We start from the raw sequence: 22,667 nt of genomic DNA on the forward strand, positions 1-22,667 counted from the left end.
TTTTAAAGTAACAAGCTCTGCCATTTTGTTCCCGATCGCCATGACTTTAATAAATAAAGTGGCGCTTATAGAGATTGCAGGTAAAGCATTAGTTGGTTTAGTTAAGGGAGGCACTTACCTTTCTTTATATGGTAATCCCATCAACCTCGTACGCAGTCTGTTTACAGACTATGATGATCAAGTTAAGGAACAAGTAAATGCATTCCTTCATCCTGTTGAAGAAATGAACGAAACGGTCGAAGGCATTCGGACAGGCCTACAAAAATTTATGGAAAACTATCCTACTGTCATTGATAATTTACGACCATACATAGATTCTGCACTATTTAACAACACCGGCTATTATAATATACATATTTATAACATTGCAGCAACGTCTATCTTAAAAGACATGCAGTTATTGTTTGACGATATTGTATTCCAATTATCTGATCATGAAGCAGAAGCGATTACCTCCTTACACGAAGTCTCGTCCGATGTTAAAAAAAATATGAGTATTATTGAGGAGCAGACGACGCGAGCCGCAACGTGGTAAGAATTGAAGTAACATAAAACCGCCTAAAGATGGACAGGTAACAAAGTCATCATTGGGCGGTTTGTTTTATATAGCTACCTGTTTTTTTAATAGTCGAATGACTTACATTCACTCCACCTTTATTAAGTGGGCTAGCTTTTCTTATACTTGGTACTTGCATCGCTTTGACGTTTTTTAGAAACCATTTGAGCTTTCTTACAAGGAAACAAAAAGTAGAGATATCCTTAATGCATATATATCACTGGGTCATTGAAACAGGATAAACTAAAAAACCCCTAAGCATAGAATTGCACTTAGGGGTGGGGGAAATTATTTTATTATATGATGATAAGCGGGCTTAGCTGCTCCATTTTGATCAAATAGAAATGGCCAATTCTTTCTACCTCTCACAGGAAAGTCACTTAACCATGTATATCGATCAGAGACGCCCCAAAACGTGACAGAAGAAATAGCTTGATCGTACGTCGTAAACAACTCAAAAAAGTTAGCATAGCGCTCTGCTTGCAACGCCAACATTTCTTTCGTTGGTTTTTCTAGATCTGTCCGCTTATCATCAAACCTAAACATAGAAACATCCATTTCCGTAATGTGCAGTGTTAAACCTAGCTCAGCATAGCGCTTAATCGCAGCCTCTATATCTTGCAGGCTTGGGTCATAAAGATTCCAGTGGGCTTGTAAACCAATGCCGTGAATGGGAACATCACGTGACAACAAACCTTGAGCTAATTGATAGATTTTTTCCCGCTTCTGTGGATTTGACTCATTGTAATCATTATAAAATAGCAAAGCATCAGGATCTGCTTCATGAGCAAAACGAAAGGCATAATCAATAAAATCATCACCAATGATCTCTAACCATTTTGATTGACGATATAACACATTTCCTTCGTCAGAAATGGCTTCATTGACGACATCCCAAGCGTAAATTCGCCCTTTATAGCGCGTCACCACGGCGTGAATATGGGCTTCCATCCGATTTAACAATTCAAGACGCGACAGTTGCTGACCACTATGATCATGAAAAAACCAATCCGGTGTTTGATTATGCCAAACCAATGTATGGCCTCGCATTTGCATGTGATGGTTTTCAGCGAATGCCAAGAATTGATCCGCCTCTTTGAAATCATAATGATCAGGTTTCGGATGAATATTTTCAAATTTCATCTCATTTTCTGCAGTAATCGAGTTAAAATGTGTTTTTAATAATGCCTGATCCGCTTTTATCGTCTCACTATTTACAGCTGCTCCAATTAAAAATTGTTCTTTAAATTGATCTTTTAAGGCTTTCATCTTTTAAAAAGCCACCTCTTCCTTTAAAAGGTTATCTAAACGTTGCTAAATCGTGATTTAATTGTTTGGTTGAATGATACACTTGTTGATAGAGCTTGAATAACTCATGATACTTGTCAACATTTGCTTTAATAGGCTGATAGATTTTCGCCTGTGAAACAAAGTCATTGGCACAATCTTCTAATTTGCTATACCAGCCTACCCCAACTGCAGCCAATATGGCAGCACCCATGCCTGGACCTTGTTCATTAGATAAGGTGACGACCTCAGCATTAAAGATATCCGCTTGAATTTGTAACCATAAGTCACTTTTAGCGCCACCACCAATAGCGACAACTTTATCAATATTTTTTCCTTTACTACGAAAAATTTCAACCGACTCATTCAAACTAAATGTTATGCCTTCAATAACTGCTCGAGCAAAATCACCACGAGTATGATTAGCATGAACACCGATAAAGCTCGAACGAATCGCACTATCAGGATGCGGGGTTCGTTCTCCAACAATGTATGGGGTGAATAGCAATCCCCTTGCACCGACGGTAGATGCCTTCGCTTCCATTACTAATTGATCAAACGAAACATCTTTAGCAAACGTATCTTTAAACCAACTTAAACTATAACCAGCAGCTAACGTGACCCCCATCGTATAAAATGCTGATGGATCACCATGATTAAAGTAATGCACTTGCCCTTGGAAATCTTTATCACCCGTTGCCTCATAAGATAAAACCACACCTGATGTACCGGTACTACTTAATGTCACACCATCCTCTAAAATACCAGCTCCAATAGCACCGCATGCGTTATCAGCACCACCAGCAAAAACTTTACACACCGTTGATAACCCTGTTTCTTTTGCCACTTCTTCAAGAATGGTTCCTGTTTGTTGGTAGGAACCTACTAATGGCGGACAAAGCGAAATGGGAATATCATTTTTTTCACACATGTCTTTGCTCCATACTTTTTTTGCAACATTTAATAACAATGTGCCAGCTGCGTCAGAGTAATCCATACTTATATCGCCGGCTAAGCAATAGCGTAGATAGTCTTTTGGTAGTAAAAATGTGCTTGCCTTTTGAAAAAGTTCCGGCTGATGCTTTTTCACCCAGAGCAACTTAGGCAGTGTAAAACCTTCTAATGCTGGATTTTTTGTAATCAAGTGCAGTTGTTCTAATCCAACATTGGTTTCAATTTCACGACATTCATCAGTTGTTCGTGTATCATTCCAAAGTATCGCTCGTCGAAGCGGTTGACCCTTCTCATCGATCAAAACAAGACCGTGCATCTGTCCAGAAAAACTTAGTCCCTCAATTTTTGCTGGGTCGTCTAAACGATCGGTTATCGCTTTAATTGCAAGTTTCGTCTGTTCCACCCAATCATTTGGCTCTTGCTCACTATAGCCTGGCTGATCATGATAGAGCGGATAGGACTTGGATTCTTCATCAACGACTTCACCCGTTTTTGAAACGAGAAGAACTTTGACAGCACTCGTTCCCAAATCAACCCCGATTACGTAACTCATTAACAAACCTCCTTAAATACAAACCATGCGAATAGCGCTGAGCACGATCCGCATGATTTCTTCATTAAATGTTTAACAAGTATTGGTTGATTCTTGCTTTAATCTTTTCAACCTGACCCGAACGGACATCGATATCTTTTAAGTCTATTGCATGTGCTTCAAGTTCTTTTAAATCCGTTTGTCCAGCAATAATTTTCTGACCTATCTCTGTTTGATATGTTTGATAACGCTGATCAACAATAGTTTCAAAGAAGTTATCATCAATCATTTTTTGAGCAACTTTCAATCCCACAGCAAATGCATCCATACCAGCAATATGTGCATGGAATAAATCTTCTGTTTCAAATGAACCCCGGCGCACTTTAGCGTCAAAGTTTAGTCCACCACGACCTAAGCCACCATTTTTCAAAATTTCATACATAGCCAATGTCGTTGCATAGAGGTCTGTTGGGAATTCATCTGTATCCCAACCTAATAAAAGATCGCCTTGGTTAGCATCGACAGAGCCTAACATGCCACTGTCACGAGCAACACGCAACTCATGCTCAAATGTATGACCAGCCAATGTTGCATGGTTAGCCTCGATATTAAATTTAAAATGATCTTGTAAATCATATTGATGTAAAAAGGCTGTAGCTGTAGCGACATCGAAATCATATTGATGTGTTGTCGGCTCTTTTGGTTTCGGTTCAATTAAAAACTGTGCGTCAAAATTAAGTTCTTTTGCATAATCAATCGCCATATGATAGAGATTGGCAAGGTTTTGTTGCTCAAGCTTCATATCTGTGTTAAGTAGAGACTCGTACCCTTCACGTCCTCCCCAAAAAACATAATTCTCAGCGCCTAATTCTTTACCTACCTCTAGACCTTTTTTTATTTTGCCGGCTGCATAAGCATAGACATCTGCATGTGAAGATGTACCAGCACCATGGGTCCATCGTGGATTTGTAAACATATTTGCTGTATTCCATAATAATTTTGTTTTGCTATCTTTCATATAGTCTTTAATCATGTTAACGATTACATCTAGATTTTTGTTCGACTCCCGTAGCGTATCACCCTCTGGTGCAACATCAACATCATGGAAGCAGAAAAATGGAGCGTCTATTTTTTCAAAAAATTCAAATGCTGCTTCAACACGAGCTTTAGCTAAATCCATACCTTTCAGGTGATCCCATGGACGTTGGGCCGTACCTGATCCAAATGGGTCGCCACCATCACCAGTAAATGTGTGCCAGTAAGCGATTCCAAAACGAAGAATATCTTTCATCGATTGGCCACCAACCTGCTCTTCTGGATTATAAAACTTAAAAGCGTAAGGATTACTTGCATGGCGTCCTTCATAGGTTACCTTAGGAATATCTTTGAAATATGACAAATGAATAACCTCCCAAATATAATAGTTTAAGATTTAACACTTGTATTCTATCATGTTTAACTTAGTTAGTCCATTGAATTAACTAAGTTTTTTATTTATTTTTTAGTCAATATTACGAATTGCTTTGATCACTCTAAATAAAACGAATCATCAATCAGAGGGCAGCGTTTTACGAACGATTATCTGCGGTAAATAGTTAACACTAAAGAGCGTTGCTGCTTACTTAAACACCTGAATAAGCCATAAAACCACCATCAATTGGAACACTTATACCTGTCACAAACCCACTATAACTGTCATCAGCTAGCCACAATAATGCGCCATGAAGATCTTCGGGCTTTCCTAGCCGGTCCATTGGTGTTTGCGATAAGATTTTCTTCGTTCTTTCAGTATAAGAACCATCTTCATGCGTTAATAATCGCCGGTTTTGTTCGGTCAAGAAAAATCCCGGAGCTAGCGCATTGACTCTGATTCCTGTCTTACCAAAGTGAACAGCCATCCACTGCGTGAAATTATCAATTCCTGCTTTCGCTGCACTATAGGCTGGCACTTTTGTCATCGGAGAAGGCGCACTCATCGATGACATATTAATGATTGAACCTTTTGTTCTTAACAGCTCTGTAGTAAATACTTGTGACGGTAACAGCGTCCCCATCAGATTGAGGTTGAAAACATGATTAAAACCAGCTTGCGTTAAGTCAAAGAAGCTTCGCACTTCTGGGTCCTCAATATCTTCTTGATCGTATACTTCATTTGTTGTCGACCCTTCTGGATGATTCCCGCCAGCCCCATTGATTAATAAATCAACACGACCAAATGCTTCTACAACTGCATTTTTTGCTTGCTCTACATTTTCACGCTTGGTTACATCACATAAAATCGAAAGTGCTTCTCCACCTTTTTTCTTAATAGCCGTTGCTGTTTGATCACCAAATGTCTTGGGATAATTTAAGATAGCAATTTTCATGCCATGTTCGGCTAGCTCACGAGCCATCGAACCACAAAGCACACCGCCACCACCTGTAATCACGGCAACCTTTCCGTTTAATTGTGAATGTATTGGTCTCATTTTTGTTCCCCCTCTAATGCGTCCCATATCCCTTGCAAATATACAGCCCCTAAAGCCCGATCATACAAGCCATAACCCGGTCGTCCCTCTTCTCCCCATATCATTCGACCGTGATCAGGACGTAAATAACCTTTAAAATGATTTCTAGATAAAACGTCGATAAGTTTCTTAACGTCGACAGTACCACTAGCATCTTTGTGTGCGACTTCATGGAAATCACCATTATCATTGTGGGTGATATTGCGAATATGAATAAACGGCACGCGATCGATTGCAACAAACTTATTAAAAATATGAATTAAATCATTCGAACGATTTGCACCTAATGAACCGGAACAAAGCGCTAATCCATTTTCTGGTTCATTGACAGCATGAATGATCCGATCTAAATCAGCTTCATCTTTCACAATTCTTGGCAGACCAAATACCGACCATGGAGGGTCATCGGGATGTATTGCCATTCGAATGTCGCAAGCTTTCGCAACAGGAATGATTTGTTCTAGAAAATATACAAGGTTATTAAACAGATCTTCTTCTGTTATCCCTTCGTATTGCTTAAACAACTTCGCAATATCAGCAAGTCGCTCAGGTTCCCATCCTGGCATGGCATGCCCTTTAGATCCCTCTGCTATATGCCTAATCAATTCTGCCGGTTCAATGCCCTCAATTTTAGCGTGTTGATAAGCAAGGACAGTAGAGTGATCAGCAAGCGACATGGCTAAGTCTGAACGCGTCCAATCAAAGATAGGCATAAAATTATAACAAATGACTTTAATGCCATAGTTACTTAATGTACGTATCGTCGATTTATAATTTTCAATATACCGGTCACGAGATGGCAATCCTAATTTAATATCATCATGAACATTAACACTTTCAATGACTTCAAGCGCTAAATCCGCTTGCTTGGCTTGTTCGACAAGTGCTTTGACATCTGCTTCCGGCCAATTTTCACCAGCCGGTATATGAAAAATCCCGCCTACCACACCCGTCATACCTGGAATCTGTTTGATATATTGAAGTGGAATCCGATCATCGCGACCAAACCATCTAAATGTCATCTTCATCGTCTTAATCCCCCCTTAATTAATAAATGATACGGCCATGTTGATCTGCAATGCCTGACTTTCGATGAAAATACGCATTTATAATATCGCGCCATTCTTTAGCTGACACCAATTGATGGTCTAATCGCGCCTTCACATCTTGATAACGCTGCTGATCGACAAAATGCTGAAGCTGTTGCCAAGTCTCAATCATGGCTTCAACTTGCACAACGCCTTGAAAATGGCTATCATAAATATGCTGTATAACCGTTTTTCCACTTTTCAATTTATGGGTATAAGGCAGATGATGAAAAAACAATACCAATTCATCTGGACACGTTTCTAACGATTCATAAAGCTCACAAATTTCAGGGTGATATTGGCCAGTGTAACCTGTGCCTGTCTTTATGGTTCGATCAACACCAAGACCTTCTCGATCTGCAAAGTGATACGTTCCCCATGCCATGTACTCATAGCCATCCACATTTGGGCCATAATGATGATTAACATTAACCATCCAACCAATGCCAAGTGGAGAGGTGTAGTTTTCATAGGTCTCCCATGAAGGCATAAGCATTTCCATCATCATGTTTTCGTATTCAGCATGGCAACCAAAGGTTTGCTTGATCCATTCTAAAGCAATCTGTTCAGCAGTTAAGTTAGGGTTCCAAACCAGCCTTCCATAACCATACAAGTTAAGTTGTGCCATCGTATGCCCAGTCCAATTATAATCTCGACCCACATTAGAAACAGCTGCAATACCCGCGATTTTATTTTGAAATACATCTCCACTTACAATATCTTTAACTTTTGTCCCTGGACCTTTTGCATGCGTATCAAACGCCAATACTTCCTTCCATTGAGGAATCAAATAGACAAGATGGCGCTGTTGCCCTAAATATTCTTGTGCAATCTGAAACTCTAAAAATTGGTTGGTCTGTTGTAAACCACCAATTAATGGAGAGACCGGCTCTCTAACTTGAAAATCCATTGGACCATTTTTAACTTGTAAAACCACGTTATCCTTAAATTGCCCATCAAGTGGCATAAAGTGATCATAAGCCGCTCTCGCACGATCTGTTTTTCGATCGCGCCAATCTTGTTTACAGTTATAAACAAAACAACGCCAGATTATCTTGCCTCCATAAGGAGCAACGGCATCAGCAAGCATATTAGCTCCCTCCGCATGATTGCGGCCATAAGTGAATGGTCCTGGGCGATTTTCTGAATCAGCCTTAACTAAAAAGCCACCTAACTTCGGCACTTTTTGATAGACATGTTTGACTGTTTCTTTCCAAAAGGTCATCACTTTTGTTTCTAATGGATCAGCACTGTTTAATCCGCCTATTTCAATAGGGGCTGCATAATTAATGCTTAAATAGACGGTAATCCCGTATTGATAAAAAATGTCTGAAGTTTGCTTAACATCTGCTAAATACCTATCTGTAATTAACTTTGATTCTATTTGATGGACATTAACATTATTAATCGTCAAAGCATTAATCCCAATTGAACTAAGTAATCTAGCATAATCATTAATGCGTTGGCGATCTTTAATAAATTGATAATCTTTATAGAAGAAGGATTCTCCTGCATACCCTCGCTCCACCGATCCATCCATATCATCCCAATGATTAATCATTCGAATGGCATTTTTAGGTCTTTCTTTAATTAGCAACTGAGATATTGGCTCTTGCTGTTGAATCAATCGTAACAAGTGAAAGATTCCATATAGAATGGCGCGACTTGAACCACCGGTAATGCTAATCCGTTGCTCTGTCGATTCAATTGCGTATGCTTCTTCTTGATACGACGAATCACATAGAAGGACTAGCCCCGCTTCATTATGATCCGCTAAGTGAATAGCTGGTTGATAACCAAACATCGCATCAAGCGCGACATTTAATTCATCTAACCCACGATCAATGACCTCATCTCGTTTAGTGACGGTAACAGTGTAAAGATAGCGAATAGTAGCTTGTTTATAGCTTTGCACCTCAATCGCTTGATATTGCAGCCACGCGCGATAACTCGTCAATTGATTTTCTTCCAGTTGATCAACTAGCCACTCTCCATTTCTATATTTGCACATATATACACTCACTCCCCTCAATTAATATATAAAACTATCTCCCTAGTATTGCACGCTCCTCTTACCGTTAATCTTACAGCAAAGATTTCTTAACTATTTATAGTTTATTATTTAATTTTAAAAATAGAGCGCCTTGACTTTATAAGCCCAAGACGCTTAACATAGCACTAACCTTTTACTCCGCCTAAGGTTAATCCTTTTACAAAGTATTTTTGCAAAAATGGATAGACCATAATAATAGGCACTGAAACGACAACAGTCATAGCAGCTCGGACCGATTGCGGTGTTACCATTTCTACCTGCCCCCCCAAAGAATCTGCAAAAGAGTCTGCTGCGCCACCTCCAGAAGTATTCGTACTTTGTAGTACTTTCATGAGCTCATATTGGAGAGTACTTAATTCAGGTATTGATGAATTGTAGATAAACACATCAAACCATTGATTCCATTGACCCACTGCAACGAACAAAGAAACTGTTGCAATAACTGGAACGGCAAGCGGTAATGCGATCTTAAAGAACTGAACAAACTCTCCCGCGCCATCCATTCGTGCAGATTCGAAGATCGTCTCTGGTAACCCTTCAATAAAAGAACGAATGACAATTAAATTGAATACCCCTATAAGGGTAGGTAGAATATAAACCCAAAAAGAACCAATCAATCCGAGTTCTCTATTAAGTAAATAAGTAGGGATTAACCCTGCATTCATGTACATGGTTAAAACGAATGCTAGTGTTGTAAATCTTTTCAAAATGAAGTGTGGTCTTGAGATGGTGTAAGCGACCATAGCTGATGCAAACACACCTAGACCTGTACCTACAACTGTTCTTAAGACAGATGTAATCCCAGCCCGAATAACCTGCGCTTCATTAAAAACATGTGTATAATTATGCGTTGTAAATGAACGCGGTAAAATATGCAATCCGCCACGAACGGTATCTGTAGCATCATTTAATGATATAGCTAATGTATTTAACATGGGGTATAACATAACTACCACTAAAATCAGCATTAATAGAATATTAACTGAATCAAAGATTAGATCATCAATCCCTCTTCTTTTGCCTGCAAGCCTTCTTAAGAGACTCATTATATCCCCTCCTTTAGAATAATCGTGCTTCTCCCAATTTTTCTGCTATTTTATTGGCCCCAAACAAAAAGATAAAGCTTATGATGGTCTTGAACATGCCGGCAGCGGTAGCAAGTGAAAAGTTTGCCATCGATATACCATACCTCAACACATAGATATCTAAGTTTTCCGCAAAATCCATATTCATTGAATTCATAAGTAAGTACTGTGCCTCAAAACCAGATTCAAGAATATAACCAATATTCATGATCAGTAGAATAACAACAACTGGCTTTATACCTGGTAATGTAATGTACCATATCCGTTGCATTCTCGAGGCTCCATCAATTTCTGCCGCTTCATATTGCTCCTGATCAATCATTGTCATGGCAGCTAAATATATAATAGAGTTCCACCCAACGCTCTTCCATACATCTGAAGCACCAATAATCCCCCAAAAATAATGACCAACACCTAACCACATAACGGGTGTGTCAATAATTCCTAAGTTTAATAGTACGGTGTTAATAATTCCATCATCCATCGACAACGCAGTTGAAACAAGTCCAGCTACAACTACCCATGATAGAAAATGAGGCATATAGCTAATCGTTTGAACGACCCTTTTAAATGTAATGTTTCTAAGTTCATTTAATAACACCGCTAATGTTACGGCTGTTACAAAACCAAGCACGAGATTGATGATGCTCATCGCTAATGTATTACGCATAATTTCTAAAAATCGCTCACTTCCAAATAGAAAGCGAAAATTATCAAAGCCTGCCCATTCCTGATCCAAAAAGCCTCTGGCTGGACGGAAATTTTGGAATGCCATCACCCATCCGCCTAACGGTAAATATTTGAATATAAATAACCAAATTAAGAATGGAACGCTCATCCATAGCAATTCTTTTTGCTCTTTACACTTACGAAAAAAATATTTAGGTCCTTTTTTCGGACGTTGCAGGTTGACCTTATGTTTGCCTTTATATTTTATACGCTCCTTGACTTCTATGGGATTTACTGGTTGTGCCAAAGTCATCTACCCCCTTCGTTTTTTATGATTAATTTAGAAAAATAAACCTACTAGACTATTGCTAGTATTCACTTATATTTATAACTGAAAAAATACTCTATATAGGATTCGTCTAAAGTATTTTCACTTCAGTTCGTCTATTTTTCCAAACTAATAATGATACATTTCATTTAAGTACTTGCAGTGGTGATTGCATAATGGTTATGGCAACTATAGTTACCATAACCATTATGCTTATTATTTCAACAGTTATTCTTCTCCAAACTGCCAGTTACCATTAAGACGCTCTTCAACCGTTCTTGTGAAAAATTCTTCATACGCGTCGACATTTAGCGATCGGTATGCCTCAACAAATGTATCCCACTCAGCTTCAAAGCTACTCGGATCAGCTAAGACGATCCGTGGATAGTGACGTTTTAATAATTGATCAGAATTTTCCTCAAAAATATCAGCGTCTGATCCTGGTGCAATATTTGCACTCCATGCTGGGTACCATGGACGATCATCAGGCAATGAGAATATTTCGGAAAAAGTATCTATACCATAAGCATCCAGGTACTCACGATCACCTTCCCGGTATTCCAATGTTGCCACTTCTGGTTGACGTCTTGGTTCAATAGAATTTCCATCAGAGAACGTCCCGTTGATACGGGGCCAATCCCATGAGAACGTCGTCATTCCAAATTCTTCTTGAAAACTTTGCGGGCGCACAAGTTCAATTTGTTCCTCTGTACGATAATAACGACCTTCATCATTCACTTCGTAATGTTCACCTTCGATTCCCCACATGATCAAGCGTTGGTTTTCTTCCTTAACCATGTTATCCCAATACTGAATAATTCGTTCAGGATTTTCGGCATTAACTGTGATACCCGTACCTCTATTTTGAACAAAGGCAGGCGGGTCAATATACTGGTCTTTAATATCCTCATCAAAGACAATAGGTAGTGCCATAAACTCTTTATCCGGATCATTTGCTTCTTGAAGCGCGTTTCTTGCATCTCCGAATGCCCAACCATAATCAAAGAAACCTAATACCCGCCCTGACGATAGTTTCGCTAAATAATCATCGTTATTCATAACAAACATCTCTTGATCTAAATAACCTTCAGCATTCAATTCATTTAATTTCTCCAAATAACGTTTTGCATGCTCAGAATCAGCATAGACAGAAGCTTCATGTGTTTCCATATCAATCATGATCCCACCGTCATTTGGATAACCAGCTAAATGATTAGGTGCATTAGAAATTCTAAAGAAATTTGTGTCATGTCCTATCCCGGTAAAAGGGACCGTAGTCATTCCATCTATCTCTGGATTTTCATCAGCATATCGCGTGATTAGGTCAAAATATTCATCAAGGGTTTTTACTTCAGGGTAATCATATTCTTTTAACACGCCACGTTGAATCCAAAAAGCACCTTGATCAATATTAGCCATTGGCTGGTACTCATTAATCTCTGCACCAAATGGAATATAATAAATATTTCCATCAGGATAAGTAAAGCGATCTAAGTATTCTCCATACATTTCAAGAATATTTGGACCATGCTCCTCTAACAAGTCATTCAATGGAATAAAAGCCCCTGCGTCAACAAGCATATCTTCTGTCCCAGCCCCAACCACTACGTCTGGGTACGTCCCACCAGCTAACATAACGCCAATTCGTTCGTTAAGATCACCGACAAGATACTCTACTTGGAAATTAACACCTGTTTGTTCTTCAAAAATTTCTCCTATAACGGTTTCATTCGTATGAACATCTCGACCTGAACCACCAATAAAGTAATGGTAAGTTACATTTTCATCACTGGTTTCACCAGAATCCTCACCGTTATCAGTTGTTGTCTCTTCATCTGCATCTCCACAAGCTACAAAAAACCACATCAGTGCCACCATTAACATAAACAATAAAGATAATTTCTTCACTTTCATTAATTGACAACCCCTTTTCCCTTTTTGTAAGCACTTTCATTATAACGTTGGCACTGGTATACATCACCATAACAAACTAAAGAGCGACCCTAAAAAAATATAGGTATTTCGTTAGGGTCGCTCGTTATTATTTTATTGTGTCAGGTGTGATACTTAATCGGCAACTGTAGTATTATTGTTGTTCCTTTGTTCAATTCAGTGGATATTTGGAATGTGAATTGTTCTTGAAAGTAAAGCTTCAAACGATAGTAAACATTCTGTAGCCCAATGTTATTCCCCATGTTTTCATCATTTTCAAGTTGTTTCATCATCGCATTTAACCTCGGCTGAGCTATTCCTACACCATTATCACGAATTTCAAATAGAATGCATCCATCCCGTTGACCGATGGTTATGGTTATTTCCCCTTGTCCTTTCAAAGGCTCAATACCGTGGATACTTGCATTTTCTACAAAGGGGAGAAAAGAAAGATTTGGAATATAACTTTTCATGATTTGATCATCAACATCTAAATGGTAAGTTAGTTTATCCCCAAAACGATAGGTCTGAATTTCCAAAAAGGCTTTAATAAGCTGGACTTCATTTTCAATGGTGACCCATTCTTTATTCCATGTGATGGCATTTCGAAAAATACCAGCCATATGTTCAATAATATTAGCTGTTTCTAGTTCATTTTTCATTAAGCATCGCATCCGAATCGTTTCAAGCGAATTAAATAGGAAGTGTGGATTAATCTGACTTTTAAGCGCACTTAATTGCGCTTGCTTCTCCTTTATTTCCAAATCTTTTTTCGCCAAATTCGCTTTAAAGACTTCATTGAATAGTTGATTTATTTTCCGAGTCATTCGATTGATCTGTCGGGTTAACTGCCCAATCTCATCTTTAGATTTGACATAAGGATATTCTTCAAATTGCTGGTCTTCGATGCTTTTCATATGCTGCAACACTTTCGCCAAACGTGAATGGAATGACTTAGAAATAAAAACAATAATTAACGTCGGTAAAATAAAGTTAATAATACTTAAAACAATAATAAACCGGCTTGATTCAAATAACTCACCTATAAACGCAGACGTATCGACGACCCCTACAATCTGCCAATTTTCTAAATAATTATCCCGTATGACTCGTTTGGTAATCAAATCATTGCTTGAAAAATTAAGCATATTAAATGAAAGTTGATTCTCTTCCCAATCTATCTGTTGATTATTTGTATAAACGATCTGCCCTCGCTCATCTAATAAGTATAAATCGCCTTGCAATGTGACATTATGAAAAACTTGCCTAAGTGCTAATGGATTCATATCAATTCTTACGATGGTTTCATATTGATCATACAAGTAAAAATAATTTAGCTCTTGGAATATTGACAAATTAATGAAAGTACCTTCCGCTTCCTCTCGGTAAATAATTGGTTGATGATTATTTTTCAAATGCCCATACCATTGCTCCGTTCGCATTTGATCAGTAATGGTATGTACGCCTCCTGAATGGATAACCGTCGGGTTTTCTGTAAAAAAATTTATATTCTGAATAGAATGATAAAGGGGTGTTGACGTCCCATACTGCCTAAGCACATAATTATATGCTTCGACATACTCAATAGCTGTATCATAATTTTGGTCAAAGAAATCGTAAAGTCGAACATCTAAATAGAGTGTCGTTGCCATTCCAATCGCTTGATCTGTTAAGCGTCTAAATTCTTCCTGCGTTTGCGTAACGACCAATTCGATGTCTGTTTCCTTCTGATTTAAAAAACGTTTTGTTGTTGTCATATAAAAGAATGAATTAGATACAACAATAGGTAGGAAAACAGAAAGAATATAGACAATTAAAAACTTGTTACGTATCTTTAAATCGTTAAAAGATTGCATAAATGTTCTCATGTTCCGCACCTAGTCATTAATTGATCGAGTAGCTGAGCTTATTTTTTCTTTAAGTTGTCTTGTTCTAAATATTAAAGAATCTTCATTATTAGCAAGGCGTTGTTTCTTCCGCTTAATACGTTCAAAAGCATGTACAGCATTCCACATGATTAACGATAATAAAATACTAACTGAGAAAAAAGGGATTAGACCTGGTATAAACCTAAATAAATAAGATCCTATTATTAAACCTAAAATCATTGATATTAATGCTAATGGATTAGCAACAGCGACCCATATAGCAGCTTTGAAATATTGCAAGAACTTAAGTTGATAATGCACGTAGACAGGGAATAGAAAAAGCACCAACAAAAGATAAATAGCGACTGTAATAAACCAAAAAAACAATACAAATGTGTGTTCAAAGCCAGAAATCACAGCAAGATAATTATAATTAAAATACAAAATGTAACCCATGACTATTAAACAATAACCTAAGCTATTCGCACCTAAAAAGTGAGCTTTATAGCTCGACCAAAACACGCTAAAAATCGCTGTATCTGGATCTTTTATTAACCACTTTCTTATCACCGAATAAGCAGAAGCTGTCGCTGGAAATACACCAAAAATGCCAAGACCCAATAGAGTAAATACCAACCAAAGTATATTTAAATAAGCAAATCGCCAAATCCATTCCATTAATCGATAAAAACGCGTGGATAGAAAGCCATAATTATTCTCCATCTAAGATCCTCCTCAAATATTTATCACAGATAACCGTCCGTAAGACACCCGCCTCAAAATGGAAAACAGAGGTCAATCTATTTAGGCGGAAGATAACGGACGCTAATATCCTGATTCACTCAACTAACTATCAGTGGGCGAACGCCTACTGATAAAAGGTTCGTTTTATAACCATTCTTCAATTAACTGTTTAGCAAGGCTTTGGTGTGGCGATGTGGCAACAACTCCCACTAACCATTCATCTTCCAAGTCAAGGTCTATCTCTTGGATAAACGTCGTCTCTTTACTTAACGGAAGCGCATAGACATGCTCAGCGGTACCATCTTGATTCTCTCGTCTAAATCGATCAAGCCGTGCGTTATCGTCAAATTGATCTACATAATCATCCAGAGGTATTAACCCGTATGGATCAATTAACACTTGGTCTAGCCAACTGTCAACAACAAACATATCAACCTCTTTATTAAATATCTCGATGGTAAGCTTATCATAAGAAGGTAAAGTTACGACCACGTTTACGGATATATGTTGATCTAATTGATCACTCAATAGCTCTTCGATATAAGCTTGTAGTGGTTCTTGATAGGTGTGAGGGATGCTTGAAATAAACATGATCTGAAATTGATTCGCATCATGATTACCATCTGTACCCTTTCCTTGACAACCTGCCAAAAAAATAGTCAGTATCAAGGCCCATATATATTTCTTTTTCATAATTACTCACCCCTTAAATACTTGCACCCATTTATATAAATATACCACCTTCATAAAGCGCTTACAAAATATAAATTAAAGAAGTTACTTTAAAATATTAAGAATGCATAGACTTTTCTATACAATTGTTGACATTCAATAAGCACGCGACTATACTAACTTTAATTAGTTCGTTCGACAAACAAACTTACTAAAACCTAATTTGATTGTATCATAGTTTAATAGCTGTTGTTTTTATTTATTTCACATACATTATTTTTATTTTAAAGATAGGAGTTGTAAAAAATGAAATATTTAAATCCTGTTATTTCTGGATTCTATCCCGATCCCAGTATTACAAAAGTGGGTGAAAATGATTATTACTTGGTTAATAGCTCATTTGAATACTATCCAGGTATTCCTATTCACCACAGTACAGATCTCATTAACTGGACCCAGATTGGACACGTGCTTTCAAAGGAAAACAAATTCGATTTAACAACTGCTAAAAGTTCAGGAGGGATCTATGCGCCAACGATTCGTTATCATAATGGAAATTTCTATGTAATTACGACGAACGTATCAGGCGGAGGGAACTTTTATGTAACCGCAACTGACCCCGCTGGACCATGGTCCGATCCAATTAAGATTCCTTACGGCAACATCGATCCGTCAATCATGTTTGACGATGACGGCACCGTTTATATTACGACACAAAATGGTGCAGGTTACGATTCACATATCATTCAATATGAGATCGATATTAACACAGGCCAAGCACTTACTGAACCCGTTACCATCTTTTGTGGCGATGGTGATCAATGGGTAGAAGGCCCACATCTCTATCATATTGGTGATACGTATTACTTATTATGCGCAAGTGGTGGGACAGGAGATGGTCATAAAGCGATCATGGCAAAAAGTGATAAACCTTATGGACCATATGAACTTTGCCCTTATCCCATTCTAACTCATAAATCTTTACCTGATCATCCGATTCAATGCATTGGGCATGCTGATTTAATCAATGATCACAACAATAACTGGTGGGTTGTCTTTTTAGGAACACGGCCTGTAAACAACAAATACACCCTTATGGGTAGAGAAACTTTTTTAGCTCCTGTTAAATGGGATCGTGAGGGCTGGATTGAAGCCATTGATAATAATAGTGGCCATGTGAACACAGTAATGGAATCCAATCATCTGACCACAACAAACTACCAGGAGCAAGTCAAAACGATTTACACTTTCGATGATGCATCATTAACGGAATGGTTCTATTTGAGAGCAAAGAAAGAAGAAAAATATTCACTGACAGATCGTAAAGGTTGGTTAAAATTAACGAGTAGTGCTGATGCATTGCATGACCGTCTTGGCATTCCTACGTTCATCTGTAAACCACAGCAGCATATTAATATGAGCTTTTCAACTTTAATCGATTTTACACCTAATAAACAAACCGACGAAGCAGGGATAGCTGTACGTCTAGATGAAGCATCACATTTAAAATTGGCCATTAGACAAATCAATAACAGGTCGACGATCGTTGCTACATGTTGCTATCAAGGGGAAGCGAACATTATTGCTGATCACCTGATCGAGGATAACGAAATTGAATTACGTATTTCTTGTGATGACACAAATTATACTTTCCAGTTTAAGTCCACGGATGGTGAATGGATCACACTAGGTAAAATATCGATTAAATATTTATCAAATCAACTAAATGGTGGCGCAGGGGGCAGTTTCACTGGTGTATGTATCGGTCTATATGCAACAACAAACGGTGAGGAACAAGCAATAGATGCTTATTATAACTGGGTGAAATATGAAGGCAAAGAAAACCTCTAATTTCGTCATATGATATTTTTCTATACTTTTTACACCAAAACCTAGTATTTGACCCCTTTAATTTAAGCGCTTTCTTCCGTAAGATATAACATATAATGATGATAAAATGGAGGGATATTGATTTGATTAGAGCTGAAATGTATCAATCTAAAAAACGCAATCAGAATTGGAAATATTGTGTTGGGACTGGAAGATTGGGGCTCGCGTTGCAAGAAGAATATGTTAAACATCTGAAACAAGTTCAAGAAGACATTGGCTTTCGTTATATTCGAGGGCACGGTCTATTCCATGATGATATAGGTATTTACCAAGAGGTTGAGATTGATGGTGTTATGCAACCTTTTTACAATTTCACTTATATTGATCGGATCTTTGATATGTTGCTTGAGTTAAAACTCAAACCGTTTATCGAACTTGGTTTTATGCCAAGCAAATTAGCATCAGGTATGCAAACCGTTTTTTATTGGAAGGGCAATGTGACGCCACCGAAAGATTACCAAAAATGGGCTGAGCTTATCCGAACAACCATTGAGCACTTCATTGATCGCTATGGTTTAGGAGAAGTTCTTACTTGGCCTTTTGAAGTTTGGAATGAGCCAAACCTGACCGGATTTTGGGAAAATGCTGACCAACAAGAATACTTTAAACTTTATCAAATAACAGCAGAAACGATTAAAAAGATTCATCCCGACTTGCAAGTGGGGGGCCCTGCTATTTGCGGCGGATCAGATCATTGGGTTGATGCATTTCTAGGCTTTTGTCGCGATGAGAATGTGCCGGTTGATTTCTTTAGCCGACACGCTTACACATCTCGCCCGCCAGAGAAAACACCTGATTATTATTACCAAGAGTTAGAACCACCAGAGGATATGCTTGAGCAATTTAAATCGGTTAGAAAGCAAATTGAGGCTTCTGGTTATCCGAGCCTGCCCTTTCACATTACTGAATTCAATACATCGTACAGCCCGATTAATCCGATTCATGACACATTATTGAATGCGGCTTATTTAGCTAAAATCTTAGTTGAAGCTGGAGATCTTGTTAATTCATTTTCCTATTGGACATTTAGTGATGTTTTTGAAGAATCTGGCGTGCCCAAAAGTCTATTCCATGGTGGCTTTGGCATGATCGCCTTTCACCAAATTCCAAAGCCAACTTATCATCTTTATCATTTCTTTAATCAGTTAGGTGAAACGGAGCACTTCCGAAATGATCAGCTACTTATCACACAAAAGCAGGATGGTACCGTCGTTGTTCTTGCTTGGAATCTAATCATGGAAAAGGGAAGCAACTTTAATAAAACCGTGTCGTTTCAATTACCATTTGGGACAAATAAACCCATTTTCAAGCAGAGAAAGCGTGTAACGGAACAGTTCGGAAATGCATGGAATGTCTGGAAACAACTTGGGCGCCCGCGCTTTCCTACTCAACAGCAAATTGAGTTTATCAAACAGGCAGCCGTGCCCATTATTGAAACGGAACAATTACTTAGTGACGACTTAACAGAGTCTATCGTTCTAGAAAAAAATGAAGTCACTCTATTAAGTTATATACCGATAACCGATGAAACAGCGACTTATCCATTGTTAAACGATCGGCAATTAACATCCTATTAATTAACAAACGAGGTGGTACCATGACGAAGGGTGCTTATGAAACAGACGACAAATATCGCAATCATTTTTCTAGACTGGGTATTAGCAACAACGACGTCGAGGCCAAAGTTCAAGACACTTGGAATCGCTTATTTACGAATCAACACCCCGAAACACAGATTTATTTTGAAACGGACGATAACATGGGCTATCTCGTCGATACCGGTAATCATGACGTCCGTACTGAAGGGCAATCCTATGGCATGATGATGGCTGTACAGATGAACGAGCAAGAGGTATTTGATCGTATTTGGAAATGGTCAAAAGTTCACATGTATATGGATGAAGGTTACCATAAAGGTTATTTTGCTTGGTCTTGCCAATTAAATGGTGAAAAAAATGCCCATGGTCCAGCCCCTGATGGCGAAGAATATTTTGCAATGGCACTATACTTTGCCTCAAAACGATGGGGGGATCGTGAAGCACCCTTTAATTATGCTGAGCAAGCGACGACGCTTTTAAGGGATTGCATTCATAAAGGAGAAAACAATGACGGTTCTCCAATGTGGGACCCCGATAACAAATTAATCAAATTTATACCAGAAGTTGATTTTAGTGACCCATCCTACCACTTGCCCCATTTCTATCAGTTGTTTGCTGAATGGGCAGACGAGTCAGACCGTCCGTTCTGGAAGCAGGCAGCGCAAGCAAGTCGAGCTTATATTCGTTTAGCCGCCGATAACGACACTGGTTTATCGCCCGAATATGCCTTCTATGATGGTACACCTAATCATGTCCGTGGTTTCGGTGATTTCTTTAGTGATTCGTACCGGGTCGTCTGCAACATAGGCCTTGATTATGAGTGGTTTCGCGACGCTGACACACCTATAGAAGTGAATCAGAAGGTGCAAGCGTTTTTTAAAGATAAGGCTGTCGAAGATTACAGGCGCTATAAGATCAATGGTGAAGCGTTCGAAGAAAAATCACTGCATCCGATTGGTCTTCTTGCTTCATTAGCTATGGCTTCGCTAGCTACAGACGGTCAATTAAGTGAGTACTATATCGAAAGATTTTGGCAAACACCTTTACGCACGGGAGACCGGCGTTACTATGACAACTGTCTTTATTTCTTTAGCTTACTCTCACTAGCAGGAAAATTTAAAATTTGGCGATAAATGGAGGTTCTTTCTATGAAAATCAAAAACCCTATTCTAACAGGCTTTAACCCAGATCCTAGTATTTGCCGAGCAGGTGAAGATTACTACATTGCGACATCAACATTTGAATGGTTCCCAGGTGTAAGCATTCATCATTCGAAAGATTTAAAGAACTGGAAGCTTGTTTCACGACCTTTAAACCGAATTTCTCAACTTGATATGAAAGGCAATCCGAACTCTGGTGGAGTATGGGCGCCTCAATTATCCTATCATGATGGTCAATTTTGGCTGATTTATTCTGACATCAAGGTGACAGACGGACAATGGAAAGATGCACATAATTATTTAACAACTTGCAAGACCATTGATGGAGAATGGTCTGAACCGATCTATATGAATAGCTCGGGCTTTGATCCCTCACTATTCCATAACCCGAACGATGGTAAAAAATATTTTGTTAACATGGTATGGGATCATCGAGAAGGTCACCATAACTTCTATGGAATCGTTTTGCAGCAATATGATCATCAACAACAAAAATTAGTTGGTGAAAAGAAAATTATTTTTAAAGGAACGGATATAAAATTAACTGAAGCGCCACATCTCTATTATATTGATGGCTATTATTATTTACTGACAGCTGAAGGTGGGACTAAATTTGACCACCAGTCAACGATCGCCCGATCAAAAACAATCGATGGTCCATATCAAGTCCATCCTGATAATCCTTTAATTTCGTCTTGGGCACATCCTCGAATTACGTTGCAAAAGGCCGGGCATGGCTCAATTGTCCATACCCATACCGATGAATGGTTTTTTGTCCATCTTACCGGACGTGTCTTACCTAAGTTAACAGATCCTTTAATTGACCCGCGGGGCTATTGCCCACTTGGACGTGAAACTGCTATTCAACGCTTAGAGTGGAAAAATAACTGGCCATATATTGAAGGTGGAAATTACCCTAAGGATGAAATTGACGGACCTAATATTAAAGAACAACCCTTTGACCCTGAACCTGTGAAAGAAGATTTTGATGGTGACCATTTGCCACTTGATTTCCAGTCACTGCGCATCCCCTTAGGGGAAGACATTGTTTCATTAAAAGCCCGCCCAGGTCACTTACGAATGTTTGGTCGCGAATCTTTAACTTCTTTGTTTACACAAGCATTAGTCGCTCGAAGATGGCAACATTTTAAATTCAGTTCTGAAACAAAGATTGAATTTAATCCGAATAGTTTCCAGCAAGCAGCTGGACTCGTTAACTATTACAATACAGAAAATTGGACTTACTTAAATATCACCCATCATGAAACCAAGGGGCGCATTTTAGACATTATGGTTAGTGATAATACAGCGTTCTCTCAGCCTCTAAAAGGGCATGAAGTCGTGTTACCACAGGATAATAGTCCTGTCTATTTACGCGTAACGGTTAATGATAATGACTATCGATATGCCTACAGTCTTGATGGCGTGTCATGGCAAGATATTGGTCCTGTATTCCGCTCATACAAACTATCAGACGATTATATCAAAGGTGGCGGCTTCTTTACTGGTGCATTTGTTGGCATGGCTGTCCAAGATACTTCTGGTGAACAGCTCCATGCTGACTTTGATTATTTCACTTATGATCCAAGCTAATCAACGCTTATCCACCTTGAACAAGGAGGCTGGGACACAACAAAAATATGCTCTCCAAATACGAATGATGTTAGAATGTGTAGGTTTATCACATACCCGCAGAGGAAATATACTCCCTTTCTGCGGGCACGGCTTCAGCTAATTCAGTAAA

Annotated in this window: 16 protein-coding genes and 1 pseudogene; 5 read left to right on the forward strand and 12 right to left on the reverse strand. The window is 38.5% G+C overall.

Annotation, left to right across the window (positions count from 1 at the left end; all coding sequences use genetic code 11):
• Window positions 1-535, forward strand: a pseudogene (locus B494_RS21085) (SA1320 family protein); the annotation flags it as partial.
• Window positions 536-844: 309 nt separating this feature from the next.
• Here B494_RS21085 and B494_RS0113870 read toward each other — a convergent pair.
• From B494_RS0113870 to B494_RS0113925, 12 genes are all read right to left on the reverse strand, one after another.
• Window positions 845-1,825, reverse strand: a complete 981-nt coding sequence (locus B494_RS0113870; protein ID WP_017472988.1) for an endo-1,4-beta-xylanase — start codon at window positions 1,823-1,825, stop codon at window positions 845-847.
• A gap of 31 nt (window positions 1,826-1,856) precedes the next feature.
• Entirely contained in the window at window positions 1,857-3,350 is a 1,494-nt protein-coding gene (xylB, locus tag B494_RS0113875; RefSeq protein WP_017472989.1) for a xylulokinase, read from the reverse strand.
• Window positions 3,351-3,414: 64 nt separating this feature from the next.
• Complete coding sequence (xylA, locus tag B494_RS0113880) at window positions 3,415-4,728, reverse strand: xylose isomerase (protein ID WP_017472990.1); 1,314 nt, start codon at window positions 4,726-4,728, stop codon at window positions 3,415-3,417.
• A gap of 223 nt (window positions 4,729-4,951) precedes the next feature.
• Window positions 4,952-5,797: an SDR family oxidoreductase gene (locus B494_RS0113885; RefSeq protein ID WP_017472991.1), complete on the reverse strand. Its 846-nt coding sequence runs from the start codon at window positions 5,795-5,797 to the stop codon at window positions 4,952-4,954.
• Window positions 5,794-6,864, reverse strand: coding sequence for a mannonate dehydratase (gene uxuA, locus B494_RS0113890; RefSeq protein ID WP_017472992.1), 1,071 nt, complete (start codon window positions 6,862-6,864; stop codon window positions 5,794-5,796). Before uxuA ends, B494_RS0113885 begins: the two co-directional genes overlap by 4 nt.
• A gap of 19 nt (window positions 6,865-6,883) precedes the next feature.
• Window positions 6,884-8,935, reverse strand: coding sequence for an alpha-glucuronidase family glycosyl hydrolase (locus B494_RS0113895; RefSeq protein WP_017472993.1), 2,052 nt, complete (start codon window positions 8,933-8,935; stop codon window positions 6,884-6,886).
• Between the two features lie 167 nt (window positions 8,936-9,102).
• Window positions 9,103-10,023: a carbohydrate ABC transporter permease gene (locus tag B494_RS0113900; RefSeq protein ID WP_017472994.1), complete on the reverse strand. Its 921-nt coding sequence runs from the start codon at window positions 10,021-10,023 to the stop codon at window positions 9,103-9,105.
• A gap of 13 nt (window positions 10,024-10,036) precedes the next feature.
• A complete protein-coding gene (locus B494_RS0113905) occupies window positions 10,037-10,969 on the reverse strand; it encodes an ABC transporter permease (RefSeq protein ID WP_051128277.1) in 933 nt (310 codons plus the stop codon).
• Between the two features lie 318 nt (window positions 10,970-11,287).
• Window positions 11,288-12,973 carry an extracellular solute-binding protein gene (locus B494_RS0113910; protein WP_017472996.1) on the reverse strand — a complete coding sequence of 562 codons (1,686 nt, stop codon included), beginning with the start codon at window positions 12,971-12,973 and terminating at the stop codon, window positions 11,288-11,290.
• 140 nt (window positions 12,974-13,113) lie between these two features.
• Window positions 13,114-14,859, reverse strand: coding sequence for a sensor histidine kinase (locus B494_RS0113915; RefSeq protein ID WP_017472997.1), 1,746 nt, complete (start codon window positions 14,857-14,859; stop codon window positions 13,114-13,116).
• 9 nt (window positions 14,860-14,868) lie between these two features.
• A complete protein-coding gene (locus B494_RS0113920; RefSeq protein ID WP_017472998.1) occupies window positions 14,869-15,582 on the reverse strand; it encodes a YesL family protein in 714 nt (237 codons plus the stop codon).
• Window positions 15,583-15,747: 165 nt separating this feature from the next.
• Entirely contained in the window at window positions 15,748-16,296 is a 549-nt protein-coding gene (locus tag B494_RS0113925; RefSeq protein ID WP_017472999.1) for a type 2 periplasmic-binding domain-containing protein, read from the reverse strand.
• Window positions 16,297-16,581: 285 nt separating this feature from the next.
• On the opposite strand from B494_RS0113925, the gene B494_RS0113930 reads away from it, so the two are divergent.
• The 4 genes from B494_RS0113930 (at window position 16,582) to B494_RS0113945 (ending at window position 22,516) form a co-directional block, all read left to right on the forward strand.
• Window positions 16,582-18,126, forward strand: a complete 1,545-nt coding sequence (locus B494_RS0113930; protein WP_017473000.1) for a glycoside hydrolase family 43 protein — start codon at window positions 16,582-16,584, stop codon at window positions 18,124-18,126.
• A gap of 116 nt (window positions 18,127-18,242) precedes the next feature.
• Entirely contained in the window at window positions 18,243-19,742 is a 1,500-nt protein-coding gene (locus tag B494_RS0113935; protein ID WP_420884349.1) for a GH39 family glycosyl hydrolase, read from the forward strand.
• 20 nt (window positions 19,743-19,762) lie between these two features.
• Entirely contained in the window at window positions 19,763-20,896 is a 1,134-nt protein-coding gene (locus tag B494_RS0113940; RefSeq protein WP_017473002.1) for a family 8 glycosyl hydrolase, read from the forward strand.
• 15 nt (window positions 20,897-20,911) lie between these two features.
• Window positions 20,912-22,516 carry a glycoside hydrolase family 43 protein gene (locus B494_RS0113945; protein ID WP_017473003.1) on the forward strand — a complete coding sequence of 535 codons (1,605 nt, stop codon included), beginning with the start codon at window positions 20,912-20,914 and terminating at the stop codon, window positions 22,514-22,516.
• Window positions 22,517-22,667: the final 151 nt, after the last annotated feature.

The sequence above is a fragment of the Amphibacillus jilinensis Y1 genome (assembly GCF_000306965.1).
Taxonomy (GTDB): domain Bacteria; phylum Bacillota; class Bacilli; order Bacillales; family Amphibacillaceae; genus Amphibacillus_C; species Amphibacillus_C jilinensis.

Bases quoted from the DNA above. Each gene is read 5' to 3' on its own strand.
- B494_RS0113910 (WP_017472996.1), bottom strand. From the start codon at position 12,973: ATGAAAGTGAAGAAATTATCTTTATTGTTTATGTTAATGGTGGCACTG.
- B494_RS0113885 (WP_017472991.1), bottom strand. From the start codon at position 5,797: ATGAGACCAATACATTCACAATTAAACGGAAAGGTTGCCGTGATTACA.
- xylB (WP_017472989.1), bottom strand. From the start codon at position 3,350: ATGAGTTACGTAATCGGGGTTGATTTGGGAACGAGTGCTGTCAAAGTT.
- B494_RS0113895 (WP_017472993.1), bottom strand. From the start codon at position 8,935: ATGTGCAAATATAGAAATGGAGAGTGGCTAGTTGATCAACTGGAAGAA.
- B494_RS0113925 (WP_017472999.1), bottom strand. From the start codon at position 16,296: ATGAAAAAGAAATATATATGGGCCTTGATACTGACTATTTTTTTGGCA.
- B494_RS0113945 (WP_017473003.1), top strand. From the start codon at position 20,912: ATGAAAATCAAAAACCCTATTCTAACAGGCTTTAACCCAGATCCTAGT.
- B494_RS0113915 (WP_017472997.1), bottom strand. From the start codon at position 14,859: ATGAGAACATTTATGCAATCTTTTAACGATTTAAAGATACGTAACAAG.
- uxuA (WP_017472992.1), bottom strand. From the start codon at position 6,864: ATGAAGATGACATTTAGATGGTTTGGTCGCGATGATCGGATTCCACTT.
- B494_RS0113920 (WP_017472998.1), bottom strand. From the start codon at position 15,582: ATGGAGAATAATTATGGCTTTCTATCCACGCGTTTTTATCGATTAATG.
- B494_RS0113870 (WP_017472988.1), bottom strand. From the start codon at position 1,825: ATGAAAGCCTTAAAAGATCAATTTAAAGAACAATTTTTAATTGGAGCA.
- B494_RS0113940 (WP_017473002.1), top strand. From the start codon at position 19,763: ATGACGAAGGGTGCTTATGAAACAGACGACAAATATCGCAATCATTTT.
- B494_RS0113900 (WP_017472994.1), bottom strand. From the start codon at position 10,023: ATGAGTCTCTTAAGAAGGCTTGCAGGCAAAAGAAGAGGGATTGATGAT.
- B494_RS0113930 (WP_017473000.1), top strand. From the start codon at position 16,582: ATGAAATATTTAAATCCTGTTATTTCTGGATTCTATCCCGATCCCAGT.